This is a genomic window from Pantoea sp. RIT413 (assembly GCF_003057675.2).
Taxonomy (GTDB): domain Bacteria; phylum Pseudomonadota; class Gammaproteobacteria; order Enterobacterales; family Enterobacteriaceae; genus Pantoea; species Pantoea eucrina.
Map to the genome: position 1 here is coordinate 70,126 of NZ_QBJB02000013.1, position 25,543 is coordinate 95,668.

Here is a 25,543-nt window from a genome sequence, read left to right on the forward strand (position 1 = left end):
GCCCGTTGCGCTTATCGCCCGCTTTTTCCCGCTCAATTTGCGTTTATCCAGCGGATAAATCGTGGTTTTGCGGTTAAAAGCAGCGATAAAGAGGTATTAATCGCTAAAAGCAAAACGGTGACGAGGCCGGATGCTATTTGATCTGCCGCTGCGGCTCGCGTCGCTTCAGGCGCGGCCTGCCGGTGCCAAGCATGATCGCCAGCCGGCTGCCGCCCGGCGTGGTTTCCATCAGAATTTTTGTGACGCTGGTCAGCGGCACCGACAGCAGCATGCCGACCGGCCCCAGCAGCCAGCCCCAGAAAATCAGCGACAGAAAAACCACCAGCGTAGAGAGGCCCAGCCCGCGGCCCATAAGACGCGGTTCCAGCATATTGCCAAATACCATATGGATTGCGCTGAACAAAAACGCGACCAGCATCGCATCGTAAATATCATTCAGCACCAGCGCCTGAATAAACGGCGGGATACCGGCGATAATCGGGCCGATATTAGGGATAAAATTGAGTATAAACGCCACCACGCCCCAGAAGAGCGCAAACTTCACGTCCAGCAGCAGCAGAACCAGCCATACAGAAAATCCGGTTATCAGGCTTACCAGCGTTTTCAGAGCCAGATAGTGGGTGACGCCTTTTAGCGCTTTATGCAGGCCCGCAATACGGATCTGCGGGTTTGTCAGGGCGTTGCGCATTTTATAAGGCAGGTGGTGCACTTCAAACAGCATAAACACCACCGTCAGGATCAGCAGCACAATATTGGTCATCGCGCCGGAAAACTGCGCCAGTACCGTGGTTGCCATGTTCATGATCAGATTCGGGTCAAAGTGCTGCGCCAGCGTTTCGGTTGAAATATTAATATGAAAACCCGCCGCCAGATGCTGGATGACCATCAGCTTCTGCTCCAGCATGGTGCGGATCTGCGGATAGGTATCGCTGAATTCACCGACTGAGCTTGCCAGCACGGCGACCAGCAGCAGCATCATAATAAAGATCACGGTAATCACCAGTGAGATAGCGACGCCGCGGCGTAGCCCGCGACGCATCAGCGTGCTGACCAGCGGGTTCAGCACGATGGCCAGAAAACTGGCGAGCAGAAAGGGGACGAGTATGTCTGACGCGGCGCGGATGCCTGCCAGAATAATGACTAACATCGCCAGCTTGACCAGAATGTTCTGGCCAATTCTCTCCTGTGGCTTTTCGTTCATTGCTGCTCCTGCGGGGAATTTTTCTGATCCAAGTGTAGCTGAAGGCGGGTAAGAGATTGTTTATACACGTGCAGGCAGGGCAGACGCCAGGGCACAGCGCCAGAAACAGGAGCGCGATCCAGGGCGTTCAGCAGATGCATACCCTCTGAAAAGGCGTATAGTTAATTTTTTGTTATCAAATGCCTGTCGTGAGCGCGTTTATCTATGCCTGACCTGCCTGCTGCTGCGGAACAGAGCCGTCTCCGGCTGAATCTGCAGATTCTCTCTATTGTGAAGTTTAATTTCGCCACCTATCTGACTATCGGGCTGCCGCTGGCGGTGCTGCCGGGGTTCGTCCATGACAATCTGGGGTATAGCGCGTTCTGGGCCGGGGTGGTGATCAGCCTGCAGTATATCGCTACGCTGCTCAGCCGGCCCTATGCCGGACGCTTTGCCGATAGCTGGGGACCCAAGCGCGTGGTGGTGCTGGGGCTGGCAGGCAGCCTGCTGAGCGGACTCTGTATGCTCTTCTCCGCCCTGACACAGCAGCAGGCGCTACTCAGCCTGACGCTGCTCTGCCTGGGGCGCATTATTCTCGGCGTCGGTCAGAGCTTTTGCGGCACCGGGACGTCGCTGTGGGGCGTGGCGAAAGCGGGTTCTCTGCATATCGGGCGCGTTATCTCCTGGAACGGCATTGTCACCTACGGCGCCATGGCGCTGGGTGCGCCGCTGGGCGTTGCGCTGTTTCGCAGCGGCGGGCTGCTGCAGCTCTCAGGGGTAATTGTGGCCATCAGCCTGCTGGCGATGGTGCTGGCGCTGCCGCGTGCGGCGGTTAAAGGCAGTAAAGCGCGCCCGCTGCCGTTCCGTGCGGTCCTGGGAAAAATATATGGCTATGGCGTGCTGCTGGCGATGGGGTCGGCCGGATTTGGCGTGATTGCGACCTTTATTACCCTGTTCTACCGCGAACGTGGCTGGGAAGGGGCGGCGTTTGCCCTGACGCTGTTCAGCAGTGCGTTCGTGGGCATGCGCCTGCTGTTTCCGGATGCGATTAACAAATGGGGCGGGCTGCGCGTCGCCAGCGTCTGCTTTGCCATTGAGGCAGCGGGCCTGTTTCTGGTCGCAGGTGCGGCCGATCCGTGGATGGCGAAGCTGGGGGCTTTTCTGACCGGCGCCGGCTTTTCTCTGGTATTTCCGGCTATCGGCGTCGTCGCGGTCAAAGCGGTGCCGCAGCAGAATCAGGGCAGTGCGCTGGCAACCTATACCGCTTTTATGGATCTGGCGCTGGGCATTACGGGACCCCTTGCTGGCCTGATCATGAGCTATGCCGGCGTGTCGCAGGTCTATCTGCTGACGGCGCTGCTGGTCTGCGTCGCGCTGGGCTGCACGCTCTATATGCTGAAATCCCGCCAGCCGGACAGCGCGGAGACGCCATAAAAAAAAGGCCCCGACCGGGGCCAGCAACGGCAAAAGTATCCCTGAGGGACACAGATAAGGATCGCTGAGCACCTCGTGCAGGCAGAGATACTGATGGAAAGCAGGAGAACATTTGTTTCAAAATAAGTAAATAATGAAATGTAAAACAGTAGATCCGCTTCGCAAAAATGCGCCGTTAACATTATCTGCAGTAACCAAAACGTTGGCTGATGAGAGTGATCAGCGCCCCGTCAGCCAGAAAAAATGCGATCCAGCCCGCTAAAAGAAAATCTTCCAAAAAAGATTATTTGAAAAATTTATTTCATTGTAATAGCTTCATAGCACGCTTTTCATCTCACCTGCCCGGGTAGCCTGACGCTAACCCTTTGCTGCCTGCAGGGCCCTTTACATCAATGAGGCATCGACATGACTATTATTGGAAACTTTATCGGTGGCAGCATCACGCACAGCGCCAGTAATGAAACCATTCCGGTTTACGATCCGGCAACCGGCAAAGTGGTGCGTGAGCTGACGCAAAGCACCGCTGCAGAAGTAGAGCAGGCGATTGCGGTAGCGCACGCTGCCTTTCCGGAATGGTCGAAAACCGCGCCGCTGCGTCGTGCGCGCGTCATGTTTAATTTCAAAGCGCTGATGGAAAAGCACCGTGATGAGCTGGCAGCCCTGATCGTCTCAGAACATGGCAAGGTCTGGTCAGATGCGCTCGGTGAGCTGACGCGCGGTATTGAGGTGATTGAGTTTGCCTGCGGCATTCCGCACCTGCTGAAAGGCGAAAACTCGCCGGGCGTAGGCACCGGCGTTGACAGCTACTCATTGATGCAACCGGTGGGCGTGGTGGCAGGCATTACGCCATTTAACTTCCCGGCGATGGTGCCGCTCTGGATGTTCCCGATCGCACTGGCGTGCGGAAATACCTTTATTCTCAAACCACCGGCTCTGGATCCGTCCGCATCGGTGCGTATGGCGGAGCTGCTGAAAGAAGCGGGCCTGCCGGATGGCGTATTTAACGTTGTGCACTCATCTAATGATGATGCAGAACAGCTGTATAAAGATCCGCGCATCGCGGCCGTCAGCTTTGTCGGCTCGTCCGGCGTTGCGGAGCACATCTATAAAACGGCCAGCGCGCACGGCAAACGCGTACAGGCGTTTGGCGCGGCGAAAAACCACGCTATCGTTATGCCGGATGCCGATCTGGATGCCACCGTCAATGCTATCATGGGTGGTGCGTTTGGCTCAGCGGGCGAGCGCTGCATGGCGCTGCCGGTAGTGGTTGCCGTCGGCGATGATACTGCGGACAAACTGATCGCCCGCCTGACGCCGCTGATCAAAGCGCTGCGCGTGGGGCCAGGCATGCAGCAGGGCGCGGAAGAGAATGAGATGGGTCCGGTGGTCTCTGCCGCTCATCAGAAAAAAGTGCTCGGCTACATCGATAAAGGTGAGCAGGAGGGAGCGAAGCTGGTGGTCGATGGCCGCACTATCCGGGTCGCGGGCCATGAAGAGGGCTACTATGTAGGCGGCACGCTGTTCGATAATGTCACCTCCGATATGGTGATCTGGCGTGAGGAGATCTTTGGCCCGGTGCTGAGCATTATGCGCGCCAGCGACTTCAGCAGCGCGCTGCAGCTGGTTAACAGCCATGAGTTTGGTAACGGCAGCGCCATCTTTACCAGCAATGGCCACACCGCGCGCGAGTTTATTCAGAACGTCGAGGCGGGCATGGTGGGCGTAAACGTTCCGGTGCCGGTTCCTATGGCGTTCCACAGCTTTGGCGGCTGGAAACGTTCCGTGTTTGGTGCGCTGAATGTGCACGGCCCGGATGGCGTACGTTTCTATACGCGGATGAAAACTGCCACCGTACGCTGGCCCAGCGGCCAGCAGACCGTATCGGAATTCAGTATGCCTACGCTGGGTTGAGGCGGTCACAGGAGGAAAGCATGTCCCTGATTTCAAAAGCACAGCAGCCTGACAGCAGCGGTCGTATTCAGCACGTCACGCCGCAGAGCGCAGGCTGGGAATATGTTGGCTTTGCGGCTTACCTGCTAAAGCAGGGCGAGACGCTGACGCTGCAGAGCGGTGAGAAAGAGCTCTGCCTGGTGCTGGTCGCCGGGCGGGCGTCGGTTAAAACCCGTCACGCTGCCTTTGCCGGTATTGGCAAGCGCATGTCGCCGTTTGAGCGGACTCCCCCGTGGTCAGTCTATGTGCCGCACCACGATCAGGCGGAGATCACCGCAGAAACCGATCTTGAGCTGGCCGTATGCAGCGCGCCGGGACATGGCGACCTGCCGGCCCGGCTCATCCCGCCGGAAGACGTGGGCATTGAGCATCGCGGCAAAGGACGTAACCAGCGTCTGGTGCATAATATTCTGCCGGATAACAAAGCGGCGGACAGCCTGCTGGTGGTGGAGGTTTATACCGGTGAAGGAGCGACCAGCTCCTGGCCAAGCCATAAGCATGATGATAAAGCGAGCCCGGATGAGACCTATCTGGAGGAGACCTATTACCATCGCTTTGATCCGGAACCCGGTTTTGCTATGCAGCGGGTCTATACCGACGATCGCTCGCTGGATGTTTGTATGGCGCCCGGCAATCGCGATGTGGTCATGGTGCCACGCGGTTACCACCCGGTCGCCACGCTGGCGGGCTATGACAACTACTATCTCAACGTGATGGCGGGACCGGTACGGCAGTGGAAATTTACCTGGGAGAAAGATCACGCCTGGGTAAACAGCGATAGCTATCCACGCAGCCGCTGAGTCGCGGTATGGAGGGTAAAAGGGCAGCCAGTGCGCTGCCCTTTTTTATGGGTGCAGTTATTCCGGCTCGCTGCTGTTAGTCAGCGCCAGCGACACGGCCAGCGTCTGCGCCAGGCAGAGTGAAGCAACCTGAGAACGGAATCCATCGACCTGCGCTTCACGAACCACAAAACAGACGTCGCTGAAGGCGGCCAGCGGGCTGACCTGACTGTCGGTGATAGCGATCTGATGCGCGCCGCGTCGGGCGCCCAGCTCGACCAGCTCAACGGCTTCGCGGGCGTAGGGCGAGTAGCTGATAGCGATCACCACATCTTTGGGATTCACCATGCTCAGCTGCTCGGCAAACATGCCGCCGAGACCGTCAATCAGGAACGCGCGGCGCTCAAGGTGACGCAGCGCATACACCAGATAAGAAGCCACACTGAAGGAGCGGCGCAGGCCAATAATGTAGATATTCTCCGCCTCATTCAGCATCTGTACCGCTTTGTTGAGCTGTTCAGGGTTTATCTGCATCGCCAGCTGCTGCAGCGCCTGACTGTTAACCATGGTGAAGACGTTGAGGATCTCCATCGGGCTTTCCGGCGAGCTGGCGCTGTCATCGGTGGCCGTCTGGCGAAACAGGCGCGCGCGCTCGGTATAATTAACGGTCTCTTCCATCAGATGCTGACGAAACACCTGTTTCATTTCATTGAAGCCGCTGAAGCCAAAAGCGTTGGCAAAACGGATCAGCGTGGAGGGCGGTACATCAGCCTGCTGAGCGATAGAGGCGACGGTATCAAAAGCGATGCTGTTGCTGTTATCGAGAATATAACGAGCCACCTGCTTCAGACGCTTGCTCAGCGTCTCGTAGCGACGACGGATATCGTCCTGTAGCAGAGTGAGCTGGGTTGGATTATTGGTCATTGCTTCGGCCCGTTAACAAAAGAAAAATGGCTGGATAATGAGCGCTATAGTACCAGATGGATGGAAAATTTCATTCAATTGTCATCAGCAGCGCATCTATTTCATTGGATTATGCAATACCTCACAAAACCGCGTGGCGGCAGTACGGTTTGCGGTGAAGTTATCGGAGGCCGGAAAGAGAGAGGCACGGGAAAGAGCTAAAGCAGAGGGTTGCACCCTCTCCGCCAGGGGAGAGGGTGTGCGGAAACAATGCCCGCCGGATCTAACCGCGCGCCGCGCGCCAGTAGCCAATCAGGCGCAGATAGTTGCCTTTTACCGTCTCAATCAGCGTCTGGTCATCCAGCTCGCCTTTCAGCCACTGACGTGAAGGCTGACCAAAGATGGTGCGCCCGACGGCAAATCCTTTTACCCACTCAGCCTGCGCCGCCGCGGCAAAGCCCGCCTTGAGCTTATCTTCCGGCGCGTCCAGGCCAAGCAGCAGTATGCCGCGACAGTACGGATCCTGCTGTTCAATCAGCGCACCTATCGCCTGCCAGCTCTCTGCAGAGAGCGGCGGCAGTTTCCACCAGTCGGGCTGAATGCCGAGGCTGTAGAAGTGGCTCAGCATCTCATGATAGTAAGACTCGTTGTGATCCGGATTGCTCTCCGGCAGGATCACCTCTACCAGCAGCTCATGCCCGCTCTTGTTACAGCCGCGCCAGACATCCAGCAGCAGCGCATCCTGCTCATCGCGCAGCTCAGCGCTGTCGTGCGGATGGTAAAACACCAGGCACTTCACCACGTGCTCCGCCGGCCAGTCGATCAGCTGCGAGCCGATATTGCCATGCTCCAGGCGCAGCGGCCGCGATCCGGGCTGCTCAATCGGCCGACCAATCCACCACTTTTTGCCGGTAATTGCGTTCAGCGCTTTCTGCCCGTAGGTGGTATCGGCCAGAATGCCGCTCTTTTCATTCAGGCCTGCTTCTGCCGCCGCCTCCTGCGCCGCCTGCAGCAGCAGCAGTTTCAACTGCGGAATGCGCGTCTCGCTGACGCCCGCTTCCAGCGCCATATCGGCCAGCTGTTTACGGTGGTCAAAGGCGAACACATTCAGCTCCGGCCACTGCTGCCGGCGCGTGGTGACCCGGTGCAGGTGAGTAAGGCGCGTATCGCGATCTGGTCGTTTAACCTCACGGTCGCGGCTGAGGAAATCATCCAGCTCCGCTTTAGTAGGCATTGCCGGCGCGCAGCCGTGCCGCGACACCACCAGCGCGCCACAGGCATTCGCGTAGCGACACGCCTGCTCCCAGCTCTCATCGTTCAGCCAGCCGCGCAGCAGACCGGACATAAATGCATCGCCCGCACCCAGTACGTTCAGCACTTCAACCTGCACGCCGCTCTGCAGCCGGGTCTGTTCCCAGCTGTCCGGAATATCGCCCTCAAACACCACGCAGCCCAGCGGACCGCGCTTGCACACCAGCGTGGCCTGGCTTGCCTGGCGCACATTTTTCAGCGCCGTCAGCGTATCGGTACTGCCGCCGGCAATGTGAAACTCCTCTTCGGTGCCGACGATAAGGTCAAAATAGTGCAGCACTTCCTGCAGCTGGCGGGTCACCTGGCCCGATTCAATAAAGCGCGTCTCACCGTCGCCCAGTGAGGTCAGGCCCCACAATACCGGCCGATAGTCGATATCCAGCGCGGTACGCAGCCCGTTGCGACGGGCAATATCCAGCGCTTTCAGCACGGCGGCGCGGGTATCCGGATGGGAAAGGTGCGTGCCGGTAATCGCGACCGCGCGTGAAGAGGTAATGAACGCCTCCTCAATATCATCCGGCACCAGTCCCATATCCGCGCAGTTATCGCGATAGAAGATCAGCGGAAAGGTCTCTTCATCTTTAATGCCGAGGATCACCAGTCCGGTCAGACGCGTTTTATCGGTGATCAGGCCGTCAGTGTTACAGCCGACGCGCTGCAGCTCTTCACGTAAAAAACGGCCGTTATGTTCATCGCCGACGCGCGCCAGCATCGCAGATTTCAGCCCCTGGATGGCTGTGCCATACGCCACGTTGCCTGAGGATCCACCCAGATATTTATTAAAGCTGGTCATATCCTCTAAGCGCGAACCGATTTGCTGACCATAGAGATCAACGGCGATGCGTCCGATACAAATCACATCAAGCCGCTTCTGTTGTGTACTCATACCTATAGTTTCCTTCTGTGATAAGCAGGCACGAACATCATCACCCGTGTCGGGTGCGCTGCTGTCGGGTTCTCAGAATGCCTGACTGGCTGGAAAATCAGTATGAGGAATGAATATTTCATAAACAACATAAAATGAAACATACATCTTTATTTTGTGAGCCAGGTAAAATTACCGCTCTGCGCAACAGAGCAGGGGTAACGTCGTAAACAGGCGCGGCATCTCCGGGCTGTGAAGCCGATCGCAGGAAATATCAGGTAAATAGCAGAAGCTCTTTGGGTGAAACAAAAGTTCATAACCGCGCCACGCTTTCTGGCTTCGTTCCACTTTAGCCACGCAGAAACGGCTGCTCAGCCACTTTACTCTGCTGAATTTGATCTCCATCGCAAAATGAAATGTTTCTTCTGTAATTTTATTTTATGGAAAAAATATTTGTTTATAATCGCCGCATGTTTCACTTATGCGCGGGGCAGCCAGACAACCTGCTCCGGGTCGCGAGGCTCCTCTGCGGATGCCGGCAAGTAAAGGAAAAGAGATATGGGCACGATCAGACTGACAACGGCACAGGCGCTGGTGAAGTTTCTCGATAATCAATATCTGAATGTCGATGGCGCAGAGAGCAAGTTTGTGAAAGGCGTGTTCGCTATTTTCGGCCACGGTAACGTACTCGGTATGGGTCAGGCGCTGGAGCAGGATAGCGGCGATCTGATTGTGTATCAGGGACGCAACGAGCAGGGTATGGCGCATGCTGCGACCGGCTTTGCCAAACAGTCGCTGCGCCGTCAGATTATCGCCTGTACCTCGTCGGTAGGCCCGGGCGCGGCCAACATGATTACCGCTGCGGCAACCGCCACGGCCAACCGTATTCCGCTGCTGCTGCTCCCCGGCGATGTGTTTGCGACCCGTCAGCCCGATCCGGTGCTGCAGCAGATTGAGCAGAGCCACGATTTAAGTATCAGTACCAATGATGCTTTCCGCGCCGTCAGCAAATACTGGGATCGCATCAGCCGCCCGGAGCAGCTGATGTCCGCCTGTATTAACGCCATGCGCGTGCTGACCGATCCCGCCGAAACCGGTGCAGTGACGCTCGCCCTGCCGCAGGATGTACAGGGCGAAGCGTGGGATTTCCCGGACTACTTCTTTCAGAAGCGCGTGCATCGGCTCGATCGCCGCCTTCCTTCTCCTGCGCAGCTTGAGGCTGCGCTGGCGCTGATTGCGCGCAAGCACAAGCCGCTGATTGTCGTGGGCGGTGGCGTCAAATACTCCGGAGCGGGCGAGGCGCTGCTGAAATTTGCTGAGCGCTTCGCGATTCCGTTTGCGGAAACGCAGGCGGGCAAAGGCACGCTGAGTTCCGAACATCCGCTGAACCTGGGGGGCGTGGGGGAAACCGGCTCTCTGGCCGCTAACCTGCTGGCGAAAGAGGCCGATCTGGTTATCGGTATCGGCACCCGCTATACCGACTTCACCACCGCGTCAAAATGGATTTTCCGCCATCCGGAGGTCAGCTTCCTTAATCTTAACGTCAGCAACTTCGACAGCTACAAGCTCGATGGCGTGCAGCTGCTCGCCGATGCGCGCGAAGGGCTGACCGCGCTGGCGCAGCAGCTGCAGGGCTTTGAAAGCCACTGGGGCGATCAGATAGAAGAGGCGCAGCGTCAGCTGCGGCAGGAGACGCAGCGCGTCTATGCTGCTACCTGGAACAGCGATGATTTCGTTCCGGAAATTGCTGACCATATCGATCGCGACGCGCTGTTTGCCGAATTTCAGCGTCTTACTCAATCCGTGCTGACGCAGAGTAGCGTGCTCGGCACGCTGAACGAGCAGCTGCCGGATGACGCGGTCATTGTGGCCGCAGCGGGCAGCCTGCCGGGCGACCTGCAGCGCGTCTGGCGCACCCGCAGTTACAACGACTATCACGTGGAGTATGGCTACTCCTGCATGGGTTATGAAGTCAACGCCGCGCTGGGGGCAAAGCTGGCCCAGCCGCAGCGTGAGGTCTATGCCATGGTCGGTGATGGCTCTTTCATGATGCTGCACTCAGAGCTGGTGACGTCGATTCAGGAGGGCGCGAAGATCAACGTCATCCTGCTGGATAACATGACCAACGGCTGCATTAACAACCTGCAGATGGAACACGGTATGGACAGCTTTACGACCGAATTCCGCTTCCGTAATCCGGAAGGGGGGCGGCTCGATGGCGGCTTTGTGCCGGTGGACTTTGCGGCCATTGCCGCCGGGTACGGCTGCAAAACCTACCGCGTCACCACGCTTGAGCAGCTGAAGGCGGCGCTGGCCGACGCACAGCAGCAAAGCGTCTCCACCCTGATTGATATCAAAGTGCTGCCAAAAACCATGGTGCACAAATATTTCAGCTGGTGGAACGTTGGCGTGGCGCAAACCTCTGAATCTGAGCGTACGCAGCAGGTCGCTGACAAGCTGAATCAGCACATTCAGCAGGCACGTAAATATTAACGCTTCTGGCCGGCGCAGATCGGCCGTCTTATCTCTTATCTGACTCTACAGGTGTAATCATGACGCTCAAACTCGGGGTAATCGGGACCGGTGCAATTGGTCAGGAGCATATCCGTCGCTGTAACAACGTACTGCAGGGCGCAAAAGTGGTGGCGGTTTCCGACATCAACGTTGAGGGGGCCCGGGCGGCGCTGCAGCGGCTGAATATCAGCGCGGAGGTTTATCAGGATGGTCATCAGGTGATCGCCTCGCCGGAGGTTGACGCCATTCTGGTGACCTCCTGGGACCCGACGCATGAAAAGTTTACCCTGGCGGCTATCGCTGCCGGCAAGCCGGTATTCTGTGAAAAGCCGCTGGCGATGAGTGCGGAAGGCTGCCGCCGTATTGTGGATGCGGAAATTCAGCATGGCAAACGGCTGGTGCAGGTGGGCTTTATGCGCCCGTATGACGCGGGCTACCGCGCCCTGAAAAAAGTGATTACTGAAGGTGAAATTGGCGAACCGCTGATGCTGCACTGTGCGCACCGTAATCAGAGCGTGGGTGAGAACTACACCACCGACATGGCCATCACCAACACGCTGATCCACGAGCTGGATGTGCTGCGCTGGCTGACGGAGGATGACTATAAATCGGTGCAGGTGGTCTTTCCGCGCGTAACGTCAAAATCGCATGCGCAGCTGAAAGATCCGCAGATTGTGCTGTTTGAAACGCAGAAAGGGATCCGCATCGATGTGGAGATCTTCGTGAACTGCGCCTATGGCTACGATATCCAGTGTGAAGTGGTGGGAGAAGAGGGCATCGCCCGTCTGCCAGAACCGTCGGCGATCCAGACGCGTAAAAATGCGCGCCTCGGTACGCCGCTGCTGACCGACTGGAAAGATCGCTTTATCGACGCCTATGACGTCGAGCTGCAGGCGTTTATCAACGATGTTAAAGCCGGTGAGCTTACCGGACCTTCCGCATGGGATGGCTTTGCCGCTTCAGTAGCAGCTGACGCCTGCCTGAAAGCACAGAACAGCGGCGCGATTGAGCCGGTTGAAATGCCACCGCGTCCGGCATTCTACAGCAAATAACCTGCTACTTTTTTTGCGGCGGCGCGGCTGCTCCGCCGCCCTGATTCCGGGATCTGAAGATGAACAAAGAGAATGTAAAGCTGGCGATAGCGCCGATCGGCTGGACCAATGACGACATGCCCGATCTGGGCAAAGAGAACACATTCCAGCAGACGGTCAGTGAAATGGCGCTGGCCGGTTTTACCGGCAGCGAAGTCGGCAGTAAATACCCGCGCGATCCGGCGATTCTGAAACCGATGCTCGATATCCGCGGCATTGAGATCTGCAACGCGTGGTTCAGCACCTTTTTTGCTAACGGCGATAAGGCGAAGACCATCGATGAGTTCATCAACCATATGAACTTCCTGCATGCGATGGGCGCGCGCGTTATCGGCTGTTCAGAGCAGAGCAAAAGTATTCAGGGTACCACGCTGGCCGTGTTTGAGCAGAAACCGGTGTTCAGTGACGAAGAGTGGCGCCTGACGGCGGAAGGCTATAACGAACTGGCGCAGCTTGCCGCAGAAAAGGGCATGCGCGTGACGCTGCACCACCATATGGGAACCGGGATCCAGACGCCGGAAGAGATTGACCGTTTTATGGCGCTGACCCACGACAGCGTAGGCCTGCTCTATGATACCGGCCATATTTACTACTCTGAAGGATCGCAGCAGGCGATGCTGGACGTACTGACCACGCATCTGCCGCGTATTTTCCACGTGCATCTGAAAGATGTGCGCGACGAAGTGGTAGCTGAAGTGCGCGGGCAATCCCTGTCGTTTCTTGATGGCGTGAAGAAAGGCACCTTCACCGTGCCGGGAGATGGTGCGATCGATTTCGCGCCGGTGTTTAAAATTCTCGACGAGGCAGGCTATAAAGGCTGGATGGTGGTAGAGGCGGAGCAGGATCCGGCTATCGCCAACCCGTTTGAATATGCGGTAAAAGCGCGCAAATATATCCGCGAACACGCCGGACTCTGATTGCTGCTCTGTGCCAGCGCCGCTGCCGCTTCTGTGGGGCAGCGGCGCTGTCCTGTTATCCCTGCACGCTCTTCCTGAATCGGTTATCCGGCGACATAAAAAACCCCGCAGCGGGTGCGGGGTCGGTAAAGCGGGAAGCAGACCTTACGATGCGAGCGAAAGCGCCGGCTTTTGGCTGTTGCGCGCCAGCCATTCGCTGATGCGCGCCTGCTGGGCCGTGTTCAGCCACATACCCTGCTTGGTACGGCGCCAGATAGCATCATCCAGTTCACGTACCCACTCGTTTTTGACCAGATAACGCAGTTCAGCTTCATAGAACTCATGACCAAAATTCTCGCCCAGATCGGTCAGGCTGGTGGCACCCTCAAGCAGCATTTCGGTGCGACTGCCGTAGGTGCGGGCATAGTGCCGCGCCATGTTTTCGCTGATAAAGGGATAGCGGCGACGCAGACCGGCAGCGTAGTCCTCACGCGTACCGGAGAAATCACCACCCGGCAGCACGGCATTTTTTGTCCAGGCCGGGCCGGCGTTCGGGTAGTACTTCGCCAGTTTCTCCATCGCATGCTCTGCCAGCTTGCGATAGGTAGTCAGCTTGCCGCCAAACACCGACAGCAGCGGCGCCCCGCCGTTATCATCACGCACGTCCAGCGTATAGTCACGGGTGATCGCCTGCGGTGAATCTGACTCATCATCACACAGCGGACGCACGCCGGAGTAGCTCCAGACGATATCATCTGAGGTCAGCTGCTTTTTGAAGTGCGCGTTAAACACCTTCAGCAGATAGCGCGTCTCTTCCTCATCAATTTTAACGTTTTTCGGATCGCCTTTGTACTCAACGTCGGTGGTACCGATGATAGAGAACTCATCCATCCACGGAATAACAAACACGATACGGTTATCTTCGTTCTGCAGAATATAAGCCTGCTTTTCGGTGTGCACGCGCGGCACCACGATATGGCTGCCTTTAATAAGGCGAATGCCATAAGGGGATTTCAGCTTCAGGCCGTCGTCAAACAGCTGTTTAACCCACGGGCCGGCCGCATTAACCAGGCCTTTAGCGCGCCAGGTCAGAATTTTGCCGGTATCGACCTCTTCTGCCTCAACCATCCACATGCCGCCTTCACGCCATGCGCGGTTAACGCGGGTACGGGTGCGCACTTCGCCACCTTTACGCTCAACTTCCTGCGCGTTCAGCACCACCATGCGGGCATCATCCACCCAGCAGTCGGAATATTCAAAACCGCGCGTAATTTCCGGCTTCAGCGCCGACTCCGCGCCAAAGCGCAGACCTTTACTGCCCGGCAGCGTAGTGCGCTTGCCGAGGCGGTCATACATAAACAGGCCCATACGGATCATCCACGCCGGACGCAGGTGCGGGCGGTGCGGCAGGCGGAAGCGCATCGGGAAAGCGATATGCGGCGCCATTTTTAACAGCACTTCACGCTCGGCCAGCGCTTCGCCAACCAGACGAAACTCGTAGTGTTCAAGGTAGCGCAGGCCGCCGTGAATCAGTTTGGAACTGGCGGAGGAGGTGGCACACGCCAGATCCCGCGCCTCCAGCATCAGCACAGACAGTCCGCGTCCTGCAGCGTCCACTGCAATGCCGGCTCCGTTGATGCCGCCGCCGATCACGATCAGGTCTTTGGTTTCCACGTCATCTCCTCCGATGTTCGGAATAGTTCTAAAATGTTCGTTTTCGAGCGTAATAATAATCGGAAACCAACATTTTCGCCAGTCTTTAACGCAATAAAAACATTCCTGCGTGATGCAGCTAACATTCCGGCAGGAAAAAAAACAGATAACCCTTTTCTTTATCAGGTTATGGCACCTGTTTCTCAGGGTAAACTAGGCGCAAACAGAACAGCTAAATGAGAGATAACGATGGAAACCTTCGAGTGTATTAACGTTCAGCAGGCAAACACGCAGCTGGCGCAGGGCGCGCAGTTGGTCGATATTCGCGATCCACAGAGTTTCGCCCTGGGACATGCCGCTGGCGCGCAGCATCTCTCCAATGACAACCTGGCGGACTTTATCGCGCAGGCGCGCCGCGATCTGCCGGTGCTGGTGATGTGTTATCATGGCAACAGCAGCAAAGGCGCCGCGCAGTTTCTGCTGGGGCAGGGTTTCAGTGAGGTGTACAGCATTGATGGCGGGTTTGACGCCTGGCGTGCAGCGTTTCCTGCGCAGACCGCGACCGGTAGTCTCTGACCCGCCACCTTAAGGAGAGCGCAGCATGATGCGTATTACCCGGTTCAGCCACGCCCGCACCGCGCAGGCGTTTGTGGATTATATGGCGACGCGCGGTGTGACGCTGCGCATAGAGCAGGAAAGTCACTTTGTGATCGTGCTGGATGACGAGAGCCAGCTGCAGATGGTCGAAAACGAACTTGCGCAATTCGTTCGCGACCCTAATCACCCGCGCTATCAGGCGGCCAGCTGGCGCAGCGGCAGCACCCGCAGCGGGCTGCACTATGAGCGCAGCAACGTCTGGGCCACTATTCGCGAACGCGCCGGACCGCTGACGCTTTCGGTGATGGCGCTCTGCGTCGCGGTGTTTATTCTGATGCAGATTGCGGGTGATGATGTCGCGCTGGCCTGGCTGGGCTGGCCGGCTGACGCCTCGCAATATTTTCAGGTCTGGCGCTGGTTCAGCCATGCGCTGCTGCACTTTTCGCTGCTGCATATCCTGTTTAACCTGATGTGGTGGTGGTATCTCGGCGGAGCGGTCGAGAAGCGACTCGGCAGCGGCAAGCTGTTTGTGATTATGCTGATCTCTGCGCTGCTCAGCGGCTGGATGCAGGCCAAATTCAGCGGCGTGCTGTTTGGCGGTCTTTCGGGTGTGGTCTATGCGCTGATGGGCTATTGCTGGCTGCGCGGCGAGCGCGATCCCGAAAGCGGTATTTATCTGGAGCGCGGACTGATTGGTTTCGCTATTGTATGGCTGGTAATTGGCTGGTACGGCGCATTTGGTCTGGCAATTGCTAATGCCGCGCACGTGACCGGCCTGCTGGTCGGGCTGGCTATGGCGTTTGTGGATACGCGCCACGCTGCCCGTCATCAGAGATAAAAAGAACACGGCTGCAAGCCGAGGAGAGAGATGTGAAGCAGACGCAACGTCATGACGCCATTATCGATCTGGTCCGGCGTCAGGGGTATGTCAGTACGGAAGAGCTGGTTGAGCATTTTGCGGTCAGTCCGCAGACCATCCGCCGGGATTTAAACGATCTGGCCGATCAGAATAAAATTCAGCGCCATCACGGCGGCGCGGCGCTGCCCTCCAGTTCGGAAAATACCGCCTGGCAGGATCGTAAAATGATGTGGTCGGCAGAAAAGGCACGCATCGCCGCACGCGTGGCCAGTCAGATCCCGGATGGCGCAACGCTGTTTATTGATATCGGTACTACACCCGAAGCGGTTGCCCATGCGCTGCTGAACCATAACGATCTGCGGATTGTCACGAACAACCTTAACGTTGCCATTCTGCTGATGGGCAAGCCCGATTTCCGGGTGATCATCGCCGGCGGAGAAGTGCGCACGCGTGACGGCGGGATCATGGGCGAAGCCACGCTCGACTTTATCTCGCAGTTCCGCCTCGACTACGGCATTCTCGGTATCAGCGGCATCGATATGGATGGCTCGCTGCTGGAGTTTGACTACCATGAAGTCCGGACCAAACGAGCCATCATCGACAATTCGCGCTGCGTAATGCTGGTTGTGGATCACTCAAAGTTCGGGCGTAACGCTATGGTCAATCTGGGCAATATGGGACTGATTGATTACATGTTTACCGATCAGAAGCCTCCCGCCAGCGTGCTTAAAGTGATTGAGCAGCATGAGGTCCATCTCGAACTCTGCTGATCCTGCGCCGGGCCACGCGTCCGGCAGCTATTTTTTCCCTCTCCCTTCCGATCCGGTCGCTTTTTTCACCAGGCGCGACTTTACTTATCCTTTTGATCTCTATCCGCCAGCCCGGACGCGAAAGGAGCGTTGATGTCTCTCAATAAACTGGATCAGGCCGCAGAAGCGGCGGGAATTGCCTTGCGTTTTGTGAATGCCAGAGGGGAAAAGGAAACCATCAGCGATGAGACCAAAGAGGCGCTGCTGGCGGTAATGGAGGCGCCGGCAGGTAAAGCGCCGCCGGTGCCGCCGGTGCAGGTCTTTGTGGCACGCGCCCGGCGCGAGCTTGCGGTGGGTGGCAAAGGTGAATTTACCTGGCAGCTGACCACTGAGCAGGGCAAAAGCCACAGCGGCACGGTACAGGGTGGCGAGATGCTGACGCTGCCGCCGCGTCTGACGCAGGGCTATCATCAGCTCAGCCTGCGTAAAGGGCGTCAGGAGTGGCAGTCGCGCCTGATTATTGCGCCGCGTCGCTGCTACCTGCCTGAACCGCTGGCACAGGGAGAAAAACGCTGGGGTGCGCTGGTGCAGCTCTATACGCTGCGCTCAGAGCAGAACTGGGGTATCGGTGACTTTGGCGATTTAAAACGGATGCTGGAGCAGGTAGCGGCGCACGGCGGCGACTTTATTGGCCTTAACCCGCTGCATGCGCTCTATCCGGCTCAGCCCGATCTCGCCAGCCCCTACAGCCCGGCGTCGCGCCGCTGGCTGAATATTCTCTATATTGACGTCAGCCAGGTGGCAGCATTTCAGCAGAGCGCCGCGGCACAGCGCTGGTGGAAGAGTGCGAAAACCCGCAAGGCGCTGGAGAAGGCGCGCGCGGTGGAGGCAGTTGACTATGCGGCAGTGGCGGCACTCAAGCTGGAGGCGCTGCGTCTGGCCTGGCAGCAGTATCAGCTGCAGGCGGCAGAGGAAGCGGATTACCAGGCGTTTCTGACGGCGGGCGGCGACGCGTTGCGTTATCAGGCTGCGTTTGATGGCATTCTGGCTGAGCGCAGCGGGCAGGATGAGCAGGGGTGGGGCTGGGAAACCTGGCCGGAGGGTTTACGCAGTGCCGCGCAGCCGGAAGTCCAGGCCTGGTGCGCGCAGCATGAAGAGGAGATTGGCTTCTGGAGCTGGCTGCAGTGGCTGGCGCATCAGCAGTTCAGTGACTGCTGGCAGCGCAGTCAGGAGCTGGGTATGGCGGTGGGGCTTTACCGCGACCTGGCGGTAGGTGTGGCTGAACATAGTGCCGAAACCTGGCAGGATCCGCAGCTATATAAACTTGGCGCTTCGGTCGGCGCGCCGCCCGATCCGCTGGGACCGCTGGGACAAAACTGGGGGCTGCCGCCGCTCGATCCGCACGTGCTGCGCGCGCGTGGCTATCAGCCGTTTATCGACCTGCTGCGCGCGAATATGCGCGACTGCGGCGCGCTGCGCATCGACCATGTGATGTCGCTGCTGCGACTGTGGTGGATCCCGCATGGGGAAGGTGCGGATAAAGGCGCCTACGTCTCCTATCCGGTAGAGGATCTGCTGGCGGTGCTGGCGCTGGAGAGCCAGCGGATGCGCTGCATGGTGATTGGCGAAGATCTCGGCACCGTGCCGCAGGAAATTGTCAAACTGCTGCGCGACAGCGGGGTTTTCTCCTGGAAAGTACTGTTCTTCGAGCAGGAAAAAGAGGGGCGCTATCGCCTGCCCGACAGCTATCCGCCGCAGTCCATCGCCAGTGCCAGCACGCACGATCTGCCGACGCTGAGCGGCTTCTGGCAGGCGGAGGATCTGGCACTGGGCGAGAAGCTGGGTATGTATAAAGGCAGTACGCTGCAGTCGCTGCAGGCGCAGCGCGTGGAACAGAAACAGGCGCTGCTGGATGCGCTGCATCAGGCCGGGGCCATGCCGGCGCGCAGTGCAAAGCAGGCGGAAAAACAGGCGCTGACGCCAGCCTTTAATCAGGCTATCCATCGCTTTCTGGCGCTTACCCGCAGCACGCTGCTGGGCCTGCAGCCGGAGGACTGGATGGGCATGACAACGCCGGTTAACGTGCCGGGCACAACAGATGAGTATCCTAACTGGCGACGCAAGTGGAGCTTTACGCTGGAAGAGGCGTTTGCGGATAAGGGCGTGAAGAAACTGCTGAAAACGGTAAGCGAGGCGCGTAAAGCGTAGTAAAACCGCGGCAGCGCAGGGCGCTGCCGCATAAACTATCAGTAGTAGGAGTGTTCGCCGCGCTGGTGTTCAGTGAGATCGCGAACCCCTTTCAGCTCCGGGAAGGCAGCCAGCAGCTCTTTCTCAATGCCATCTTTCAGCGTGACATCAATCATCGAGCAGCCGTTACAGCCGCCGCCAAACTGCAGCACGGCGATGCCGTCATCGGTGATCTCCATCAGCGACACGCGGCCGCCGTGGCTGGCCAGCTGCGGATTGATCTGCGCCTGCAGCAGATATTCGACCCGCTCTGCCATCGGCGCATCGTCAGAAACTTTACGCATTTTCGCGTTTGGCGCTTTCAGGGTCAGCTGAGAGCCGAGATTATCCGTAACGAAGTCAATTTCTGCATCTTCAAGATAGGGTGCGCTCAGCTCATCCACATAGGCAGAGAGTTTATCAAACTTCAGTTCGGTATCCGTTGCTTCTACCGCGTCAGGCGGGCAGTAGGAGACGCCGCACTCGGCGGTTGGCGTACCCGGGTTAATAACGAATACGCGGATCTGGGTGCCATCTTCCTGTTTTGACAGCAGTTTTGCGAAATGCTCTTGCGCAGTATCAGTAATACGGATCATGGCGATTGCTCAATAGTTGACTAAATTACCTGGTTATAATACGCCCAACACCGACGCTCTACAAGGTACGGCACAGGCAGCCAATATGGATGCTGGCGGCGCCCTCAGCCTGCAGCAGGCGGCTGATCTCCGCTACGGTGCTGCCGGTGGTGACCACATCATCAATCAGCAGGATATGGCGATCCTGCACCGGCATTTCAAGGCGGAACGCGCTGCGCAGATTATGACGGCGCGCGCGGGCATTAAGCTGATGCTGGGTGCTGCCGCGACGTATCCGGCTGACACCTTCACGATACTCACACCTCAGCCAGCGTGCGAGCGGCTGCGCAAGCAGCGCTGACTGATTAAAGCCGCGCTGCCAGGCGCGCTGATGATGCAGCGGCACGCTCAGCACCAGATCGAACGCTGTAGCGGGTTCATTCCGGCGCGTTGTTAACAATTTTAACAAAAGCAGCCGCGCCAGCATCACCCTGAGTGCGATCGCGCCGGAAAATTTCAGCTGCTGTACCCAGTCACTCAGCGGCGGAGTGTAATCGCTGACGCAGGTTAAGCGATGCCACGGCGGCGGCTGACGCAGGCAGCGACCGCAGCGCTGCGCTGCAGTGGCTGGCAGGCCGCAGCAGGGGCAGAGCGCCGGCAGGAGCGGCAGCTGATGCAGACAGAGAGTGCACAAGCCGTGGTGTGCAATCTGCAGCGGAAGATGGCATAGCCAGCAGCGGGCCGGGGTTGATAGCATAGCGACCTCTTTTTCACTTTTCGGGAGTGTAACCGATGAGTTCGCTTTACTGGCACACCACGGGCGCGGGCGATCGCGATCTTGTGCTGCTGCACGGCTGGGGACTGAATGCCGAAGTGTGGCAACACATTGTTCCGCGACTCAGTCCCCATTTTCGCCTGCATCTGGTGGATCTGCCCGGATTTGGCCGCAGCGCAGCGGCCGGTCCGCTGACGCTGATACAGATGGCGCAACAGCTGCTGCCGCAGCTGCCTGAACGCGCCACGCTGCTGGGCTGGTCACTGGGCGGGCTGGTTGCCAGCCAGCTGGCGCTGCTGCAGCCGGCGCGCGTTTCTGCATTGATCAGCGTAGCCTCCTCGCCCTGTTTTACCGCGCAGGCGGAGTGGCCGGGGATTAAGCCCGACACCCTGACCGGTTTTCAGCAGCAGCTCAGTGACGATTTCCGGCGCACCGTTGAGCGCTTTCTGGCATTACAGACCATGGGGACAGAAAATGCGCGTCAGGATGCGCGTCAGCTGAAAGAGGTGGTGCTGTCGCAGCCGATGCCGTCAGTTGCGGCGCTGCAGAGCGGGCTGGAGATTCTGCGGCAGAGCGATTTGCGCCCGACGCTGGACACTCTTAGCGTGCCGTTTCTGCGCCTCTATGGGGCGCTGGATGGGCTGGTACCGCGACGTATTGCCGCCGAGCTGGATGCGCGCTGGCCCGGCTCCCCGTCAGTGGTCATGGAAAAGGCAGCGCATGCGCCGTTTATCTCACATCCTGAGGCGTTCTGCGGGCACGTGACGCAGTTTATCCACGCAGCCACATAAACTGCCAGGCAGCGAGCGTCACCGGCGCGCTGCCGTCCACCTTTTGCCCGCTGACGATATCCTGGTAGTGGCGCGCCTGCGGCAGCGTGGCGGTAATTTCACGGCTGCTCAGGTTAAACAGGCACAGCAGCCCTTCTTCATCTGGCGCGTGGCGGCGAAACAGCAGGACTGCATTGTCGCTCTCCAGCAGAGTCATGGCGTTATCGGGATGAAAAGCGGGCTGGCGGGTGCGCAGCTGGATCAGCGCACTCAGCCGTTCAAACACCTGCTGACGCAGCCAGTCGCCGCCGCTGATCCACTGCTCCATTTCACGCAGGCTATATTTTTCGCGATTGATGGCGCGGTTGTGGCCGGCAGCGCGCACCCCTTCGTTATCGTTACGCGAGCCGAGGATGCTCTGAATATAAATCGCGGGCACGCCCGGAAACGCCAGCAGGATGGCGTGCGCCAGCAGGAAACGGCGCAGGCGCGTCTCATCATCATCGGTCTGATGGTTAAGCGCATCGAGATAGGTAACGTTGATTTCATAGGGGCTGGTGGTGCCGTCGGGGTTGTTTTTATATGACACCAGCGCGCCTTCCAGCGCCAGCTCACGCACCAGGGCAACAATTTCAGGCTCTGACAGAATGCCACGCGCCGGATTCAGGCCGATACCGTCATGCGAGGCGAGAAAGTTAAAAAAGGTGGTGCTGCCGCTGCCGGGCGTCAGCGAGGCGGCCCACTGACGCAGCGCGCGCGCTGAACCGGCATGGATCGCCTGCAGCACCAGCGGCGGCAGAGAAAACTGATATACCATCTGCGCTTCATCATCCCCGCGGCCAAAATAGCTGATGTTATCCTGGTGCGGCACGTTGGTTTCCGTGATGATCACCGTGCCCGGCGCAACAACATCGGCGACGGCGCGGAACAGCTTCACCAGCAAATGGGTTTTATGCAGGTGAATGCAGCGCGTGCCCGGCGTTTTCCACATATAGCCAACCGCATCCAGCCGCACATAATCCGCACCTTTTTTCAGGTAGTCGAGCAGCACGCCGATCATACGGATCAGCACATCCGGGCTGGCGAAGTTAAGATCGATCTGATCGGCGCTGAAGGTGGTCCAGATATAGCGCGTGCTGCCGTCGGCCAGGGTAAAAGGCGTAAGCAGCGGCGAAGTGCGCGGGCGGGTCACGGCGCTGAGATCGGTGGCCGGCGGCATACTGATAAAAAAATCATCCCAGCCCGGGTCCTGCGCCAGATAGTGACGAAACCAGGCGCTGTGCGCCGAGATATGGTTGCAGACAAAGTCGAACATCAGCCGCGTCTGGCTGTGCAGCGCCGCAATCTGCTGCCAGTCACCGCAGATCGGATTGACTTTGTGGTAGTCGATAACCGAAAAGCCATCATCGGACGAGTAGGGAAAGAATGGCAGCAGGTGCACCAGGTTAAAAGCAGACTGCAGGTGCTGCTGATAAAAGCGTGTAAAGCTGGCGAGGGTGGGCTGCTCCGGCTCACGAAACTGATCGGCGTAGGTGATGAGCACCACATCTTTCTCATCCCAGTGCGCTTTGCGTGGCATTTTCACGCTGTCGCGCGCGGCGCGAATATGTGACAGCAGACGCTCGCGCGCGATGGCGGGCAGGTCTCCTTCATAGATCTCATCGAGCAGGGCGTTGATTTTATCCATCAGATTGTCAGGCCACGCGGAAGGTCAGTGGATCACACAGATTTTTTCAGCGTAGCCTGACGGGACAATTTCGCAACCTGTTACCTGCAGCCATTTGCCGGCTGCAGGCAGATTAGCAGGCTAAAATCAGCGCTTTTTACCAAAAGCCGCAGCCAGCGCATCACCCATGGCACTGTTGCCTGCAGGCGCAGGCTTGCCGCGCCCTTTGGCCGGATTTGCGGCGCGCACCGGTTCTCTGGCAGCAGGTCGGCTACCGCTGCGTGCATTGCTCTCACCCGGCTGTTCATCCAGACGCATAGTGAGCGCAATACGTTTACGCTGCAGATCCACTTCCATGACTTTGACCTTCACGATATCGCCTGCTTTCACCACCTGATGCGGATCTTCCACGAAGCGATCGGAGAGAGAGGAGATATGCACCAGCCCATCCTGATGCACGCCGATATCCACAAAGGCACCAAAGTTAGTCACGTTGGTCACGGCGCCTTCCAGAATCATGCCGGGCAGCAGATCGTTCATGGTTTCCACGCCTTCGGCAAACTGCGCGGTTTTGAACTCAGGACGCGGATCGCGGCCCGGCTTTTCCAGCTCTTTGATGATATCGGTCACGGTAGGCAGACCAAAGCGTTCATCGGTAAAGTCGCGCGCGTTCAGATTGCGCAGGCTGCCGGGATTTCCCATCAGCGCATCCAGCGCCTGCTCAGTGGCAGAGAGAATACGCTCCACCAGCGGATACGCTTCCGGATGCACCGTAGAGGCATCCAGCGGATTGTCACCGTGATTGATGCGCAGAAAGCCGGCGCACTGTTCAAACGCTTTTGGTCCGAGGCGGCTCACTTTCAGCAGCTGCTGACGGTTCTGAAAACGTCCGTTTTCATCACGCCAGCCCACAATATTCTGCGCCATCATGCGCGTCAGACCCGCTACGCGCGTAAGCAGGGCGACCGAGGCGGTGTTGAGATCGACGCCAACGGCGTTAACGCAATCTTCAACCACGGCATCCAGCTTTTTCGCCAGCTGACTCTGACTGACATCATGCTGATACTGGCCCACACCAATCGATTTAGGGTCAATTTTGACCAGCTCGGCCAGCGGATCCTGCAGGCGACGGGCAATAGAGACCGCACCGCGCAACGATACGTCGAGGTCAGGAAACTCCAGCGCCGCCAGTTCCGAAGCGGAGTAGACGGAGGCGCCCGCTTCACTGACGATCACTTTTTGTGCGCTGACCTGCGGAAACTGTTTCTGCACATCGAGGAAAAAGCGCTCGGTTTCGCGCGAAGCGGTGCCGTTACCAATCGCCACCAGCTCAACCTGATGCTTTATACAGAGCGCCGCGACGGCCGCCGCCGCTTTCGCCGCCTGACCGGTGTGCGGGTAGACCGTATCAGTGGCCACCAGTTTGCCGGTCGCATCAACTACGGCAACCTTCACACCGGTGCGCAGGCCAGGGTCAAGCCCCATTGTGGCGCGCATACCGGCCGGAGCGGCCATCAGCAGATCGTGCAGATTGCGGGCAAAGACGTTAATCGCTTCATCTTCGGCCCGTTCACGGATGGTGCCCATCAGTTCGGTTTCGAGATGCAGCAGCACCTTGATGCGCCATGTCCAGCTCACCACCGCTTTACGCCAGCTGTCAGCCGGCGCATTATTCAGGCGCAGACCCAGGTGATCGGCAATCAGCGTTTCGCCATAGCTTTCACGCGGCGCCTCTTCAGACTGCGGATCGGCATTCAGCGACAGCTGCAGTACGCCTTCGTTGCGGCCGCGAAACATCGCCAGTGCGCGGTGCGAAGGCACGCTGCTCAGCGCTTCGTGATGATCAAAATAGTCGCGGAATTTAGCGCCCGCCTCTTCTTTGCCCTCAACGACACGTGCTACCAGATGGGCGTTTTTCCACAGATAGTCGCGCACTTTTGCCAGCAGCGCGGCGTCTTCGGCAAACCGCTCCATCAGGATATAGCGTGCGCCATCAAGCGCGGCGCGCGTATCCGCCACGCCTTTATCCGCATCCACAAAGCCTGCAGCTACCGCTTCCGGCTGCTGCGAGGGATCGTTCCACAATGTGTCAGCCAGCGGTTCGAGGCCCGCTTCAATGGCGATCTGGCCACGCGTACGGCGCTTCTGCTTGTAAGGCAGATAGAGATCTTCCAGCTCGGTTTTACTCAGCGTGCTGTTGATAGCCTGCGCCAGTTCCGGCGAGAGTTTGCCCTGATCGTCAATCGATTTCAGAATCGACTGGCGGCGATCGTCCAGCTCGCGCAGATAGCTCAGGCGGCTCTCCAGCGCGCGCAGCTGGGTATCATCCAGCCCGCCGGTGACTTCCTTACGGTAACGTGCAATAAAGGGGACGGTATTCCCTTCATCCAGCAGGCGTACGGCGGCATCAACCTGTTCGGCGCGTGCCTGCAGCTCACCTGCGATAATCTGGCTCAGCGAATCTTTCATCATCAGTAACGATCTTGCTTATCCGGGGTTAAAAACAGGGGACAGTTATACGGACTGAGGGCGTAAATTGCCAGCCAGCCGGGCGGCAATCCATCTTTTTCTGAATCGCGCCCGCATCTTGCTGCCTGCGGCAGCGTCGCTTATCAATTTGCGCGTAAGACCTCGCCCAATCGGACGGGGATATAAGCGCGGTAACTGCGTAACATTCCTTGATTTTCTTACATAATGCGCCGTATTATGTAAAGCATGAAACGCGCATATAAATACAGATTCTATCCAAC

The 25,543-nt window shown here is 58.1% G+C and carries 19 protein-coding genes; 11 read left to right on the top strand and 8 right to left on the bottom strand.

All coding sequences use genetic code 11. From position 1 onward, the window contains the following. Positions 1-133: 133 nt before the first annotated feature. Positions 134-1,201, bottom strand: coding sequence for an AI-2E family transporter (locus DBY66_RS14760; protein ID WP_104086007.1), 1,068 nt, complete (start codon positions 1,199-1,201; stop codon positions 134-136). 204 nt (positions 1,202-1,405) lie between these two features. On the opposite strand from DBY66_RS14760, the gene DBY66_RS14765 reads away from it, so the two are divergent. From DBY66_RS14765 to iolB, 3 genes are all read left to right on the top strand, one after another. Next, positions 1,406-2,614 carry an MFS transporter gene (locus DBY66_RS14765; RefSeq protein WP_108570176.1) on the top strand — a complete coding sequence of 403 codons (1,209 nt, stop codon included), beginning with the start codon at positions 1,406-1,408 and terminating at the stop codon, positions 2,612-2,614. 405 nt (positions 2,615-3,019) lie between these two features. Next, positions 3,020-4,525, top strand: coding sequence for a CoA-acylating methylmalonate-semialdehyde dehydrogenase (locus DBY66_RS14770; RefSeq protein ID WP_104086009.1), 1,506 nt, complete (start codon positions 3,020-3,022; stop codon positions 4,523-4,525). A 20-nt stretch (positions 4,526-4,545) separates the two neighbouring features. After that, entirely contained in the window at positions 4,546-5,364 is an 819-nt protein-coding gene (iolB, locus tag DBY66_RS14775) for a 5-deoxy-glucuronate isomerase (protein WP_108570177.1), read from the top strand. 57 nt (positions 5,365-5,421) lie between these two features. Here iolB and DBY66_RS14780 read toward each other — a convergent pair whose 3' ends face one another. Beyond that, positions 5,422-6,267, bottom strand: coding sequence for a MurR/RpiR family transcriptional regulator (locus DBY66_RS14780; RefSeq protein WP_039380996.1), 846 nt, complete (start codon positions 6,265-6,267; stop codon positions 5,422-5,424). A 262-nt stretch (positions 6,268-6,529) separates the two neighbouring features. Further along, the gene (gene iolC, locus DBY66_RS14785) at positions 6,530-8,443 is read right to left on the bottom strand and encodes a 5-dehydro-2-deoxygluconokinase (protein ID WP_108570178.1); all 1,914 of its coding nucleotides are present in this window, start codon (positions 8,441-8,443) and stop codon (positions 6,530-6,532) included. A 537-nt stretch (positions 8,444-8,980) separates the two neighbouring features. Here iolC and iolD point away from each other — a divergent pair. Genes iolD through iolE form a run of 3 tightly spaced genes read left to right on the top strand, consistent with a single transcriptional unit; the run spans position 8,981 to position 12,944 of the window. Beyond that, positions 8,981-10,915, top strand: a complete 1,935-nt coding sequence (gene iolD, locus DBY66_RS14790; RefSeq protein ID WP_039380990.1) for a 3D-(3,5/4)-trihydroxycyclohexane-1,2-dione acylhydrolase (decyclizing) — start codon at positions 8,981-8,983, stop codon at positions 10,913-10,915. A gap of 59 nt (positions 10,916-10,974) precedes the next feature. Beyond that, a complete protein-coding gene (locus DBY66_RS14795) occupies positions 10,975-11,988 on the top strand; it encodes a Gfo/Idh/MocA family oxidoreductase (protein WP_108570179.1) in 1,014 nt (337 codons plus the stop codon). Between the two features lie 59 nt (positions 11,989-12,047). Beyond that, positions 12,048-12,944, top strand: a complete 897-nt coding sequence (gene iolE / locus DBY66_RS14800; protein WP_071669280.1) for a myo-inosose-2 dehydratase — start codon at positions 12,048-12,050, stop codon at positions 12,942-12,944. 144 nt (positions 12,945-13,088) lie between these two features. On the opposite strand, the gene glpD is transcribed toward iolE, so the two are convergent. Then, the gene (glpD, locus tag DBY66_RS14805) at positions 13,089-14,597 is read right to left on the bottom strand and encodes a glycerol-3-phosphate dehydrogenase (RefSeq protein WP_039380983.1); all 1,509 of its coding nucleotides are present in this window, start codon (positions 14,595-14,597) and stop codon (positions 13,089-13,091) included. Between the two features lie 228 nt (positions 14,598-14,825). Here glpD and glpE point away from each other — a divergent pair, with 228 nt between their 5' ends. From glpE to malQ, 4 genes are all read left to right on the top strand, one after another. Then, complete coding sequence (gene glpE / locus DBY66_RS14815; protein WP_039380980.1) at positions 14,826-15,152, top strand: thiosulfate sulfurtransferase GlpE; 327 nt, start codon at positions 14,826-14,828, stop codon at positions 15,150-15,152. A 28-nt stretch (positions 15,153-15,180) separates the two neighbouring features. Next, a complete protein-coding gene (glpG, locus tag DBY66_RS14820) occupies positions 15,181-16,011 on the top strand; it encodes a rhomboid family intramembrane serine protease GlpG (RefSeq protein WP_039385660.1) in 831 nt (276 codons plus the stop codon). 32 nt (positions 16,012-16,043) lie between these two features. After that, positions 16,044-16,802, top strand: a complete 759-nt coding sequence (locus tag DBY66_RS14825) for a DeoR/GlpR family transcriptional regulator (RefSeq protein WP_039380978.1) — start codon at positions 16,044-16,046, stop codon at positions 16,800-16,802. A gap of 132 nt (positions 16,803-16,934) precedes the next feature. Next, positions 16,935-18,989, top strand: coding sequence for a 4-alpha-glucanotransferase (malQ, locus tag DBY66_RS14830; protein ID WP_108570180.1), 2,055 nt, complete (start codon positions 16,935-16,937; stop codon positions 18,987-18,989). A gap of 38 nt (positions 18,990-19,027) precedes the next feature. On the opposite strand, the gene nfuA is transcribed toward malQ, so the two are convergent. Both nfuA and gntX read right to left on the bottom strand, forming a co-directional pair. Further along, positions 19,028-19,603 (bottom strand): Fe-S biogenesis protein NfuA, encoded by a 576-nt coding sequence (gene nfuA / locus DBY66_RS14835; RefSeq protein WP_039380973.1) that lies wholly within the window; start codon positions 19,601-19,603, stop codon positions 19,028-19,030. A gap of 58 nt (positions 19,604-19,661) precedes the next feature. Beyond that, positions 19,662-20,339 carry a DNA utilization protein GntX gene (gntX, locus tag DBY66_RS14840; protein ID WP_039380970.1) on the bottom strand — a complete coding sequence of 226 codons (678 nt, stop codon included), beginning with the start codon at positions 20,337-20,339 and terminating at the stop codon, positions 19,662-19,664. A 35-nt stretch (positions 20,340-20,374) separates the two neighbouring features. Here gntX and bioH point away from each other — a divergent pair, with 35 nt between their 5' ends. Further along, positions 20,375-21,148 carry a pimeloyl-ACP methyl ester esterase BioH gene (gene bioH, locus DBY66_RS14845; RefSeq protein WP_039380968.1) on the top strand — a complete coding sequence of 258 codons (774 nt, stop codon included), beginning with the start codon at positions 20,375-20,377 and terminating at the stop codon, positions 21,146-21,148. Here the strand turns inward: bioH and DBY66_RS14850 are convergent. Then, a complete protein-coding gene (locus DBY66_RS14850; protein WP_039380965.1) occupies positions 21,129-22,814 on the bottom strand; it encodes an alpha-amylase family glycosyl hydrolase in 1,686 nt (561 codons plus the stop codon). The two genes, bioH and DBY66_RS14850, sit on opposite strands and share 20 nt — an antisense overlap. A gap of 126 nt (positions 22,815-22,940) precedes the next feature. Continuing rightward, positions 22,941-25,265, bottom strand: coding sequence for a Tex family protein (locus DBY66_RS14855; RefSeq protein WP_199559924.1), 2,325 nt, complete (start codon positions 25,263-25,265; stop codon positions 22,941-22,943). Positions 25,266-25,543: the final 278 nt, after the last annotated feature.

Excerpts from the sequence above, each read along its gene's own strand:
- iolD (WP_039380990.1), top strand. The coding sequence starts at position 8,981 with ATGGGCACGATCAGACTGACAACGGCACAGGCGCTGGTGAAGTTTCTC.
- iolE (WP_071669280.1), top strand. The coding sequence starts at position 12,048 with ATGAACAAAGAGAATGTAAAGCTGGCGATAGCGCCGATCGGCTGGACC.
- iolC (WP_108570178.1), bottom strand. The coding sequence starts at position 8,443 with ATGAGTACACAACAGAAGCGGCTTGATGTGATTTGTATCGGACGCATC.
- DBY66_RS14850 (WP_039380965.1), bottom strand. The coding sequence starts at position 22,814 with ATGGATAAAATCAACGCCCTGCTCGATGAGATCTATGAAGGAGACCTG.
- DBY66_RS14760 (WP_104086007.1), bottom strand. The coding sequence starts at position 1,201 with ATGAACGAAAAGCCACAGGAGAGAATTGGCCAGAACATTCTGGTCAAG.
- bioH (WP_039380968.1), top strand. The coding sequence starts at position 20,375 with ATGAGTTCGCTTTACTGGCACACCACGGGCGCGGGCGATCGCGATCTT.
- malQ (WP_108570180.1), top strand. The coding sequence starts at position 16,935 with ATGTCTCTCAATAAACTGGATCAGGCCGCAGAAGCGGCGGGAATTGCC.
- DBY66_RS14780 (WP_039380996.1), bottom strand. The coding sequence starts at position 6,267 with ATGACCAATAATCCAACCCAGCTCACTCTGCTACAGGACGATATCCGT.
- glpE (WP_039380980.1), top strand. The coding sequence starts at position 14,826 with ATGGAAACCTTCGAGTGTATTAACGTTCAGCAGGCAAACACGCAGCTG.
- iolB (WP_108570177.1), top strand. The coding sequence starts at position 4,546 with ATGTCCCTGATTTCAAAAGCACAGCAGCCTGACAGCAGCGGTCGTATT.
- DBY66_RS14765 (WP_108570176.1), top strand. The coding sequence starts at position 1,406 with ATGCCTGACCTGCCTGCTGCTGCGGAACAGAGCCGTCTCCGGCTGAAT.
- gntX (WP_039380970.1), bottom strand. The coding sequence starts at position 20,339 with ATGCTATCAACCCCGGCCCGCTGCTGGCTATGCCATCTTCCGCTGCAG.
- DBY66_RS14795 (WP_108570179.1), top strand. The coding sequence starts at position 10,975 with ATGACGCTCAAACTCGGGGTAATCGGGACCGGTGCAATTGGTCAGGAG.
- DBY66_RS14855 (WP_199559924.1), bottom strand. The coding sequence starts at position 25,265 with ATGATGAAAGATTCGCTGAGCCAGATTATCGCAGGTGAGCTGCAGGCA.
- nfuA (WP_039380973.1), bottom strand. The coding sequence starts at position 19,603 with ATGATCCGTATTACTGATACTGCGCAAGAGCATTTCGCAAAACTGCTG.
- DBY66_RS14770 (WP_104086009.1), top strand. The coding sequence starts at position 3,020 with ATGACTATTATTGGAAACTTTATCGGTGGCAGCATCACGCACAGCGCC.
- glpG (WP_039385660.1), top strand. The coding sequence starts at position 15,181 with ATGCGTATTACCCGGTTCAGCCACGCCCGCACCGCGCAGGCGTTTGTG.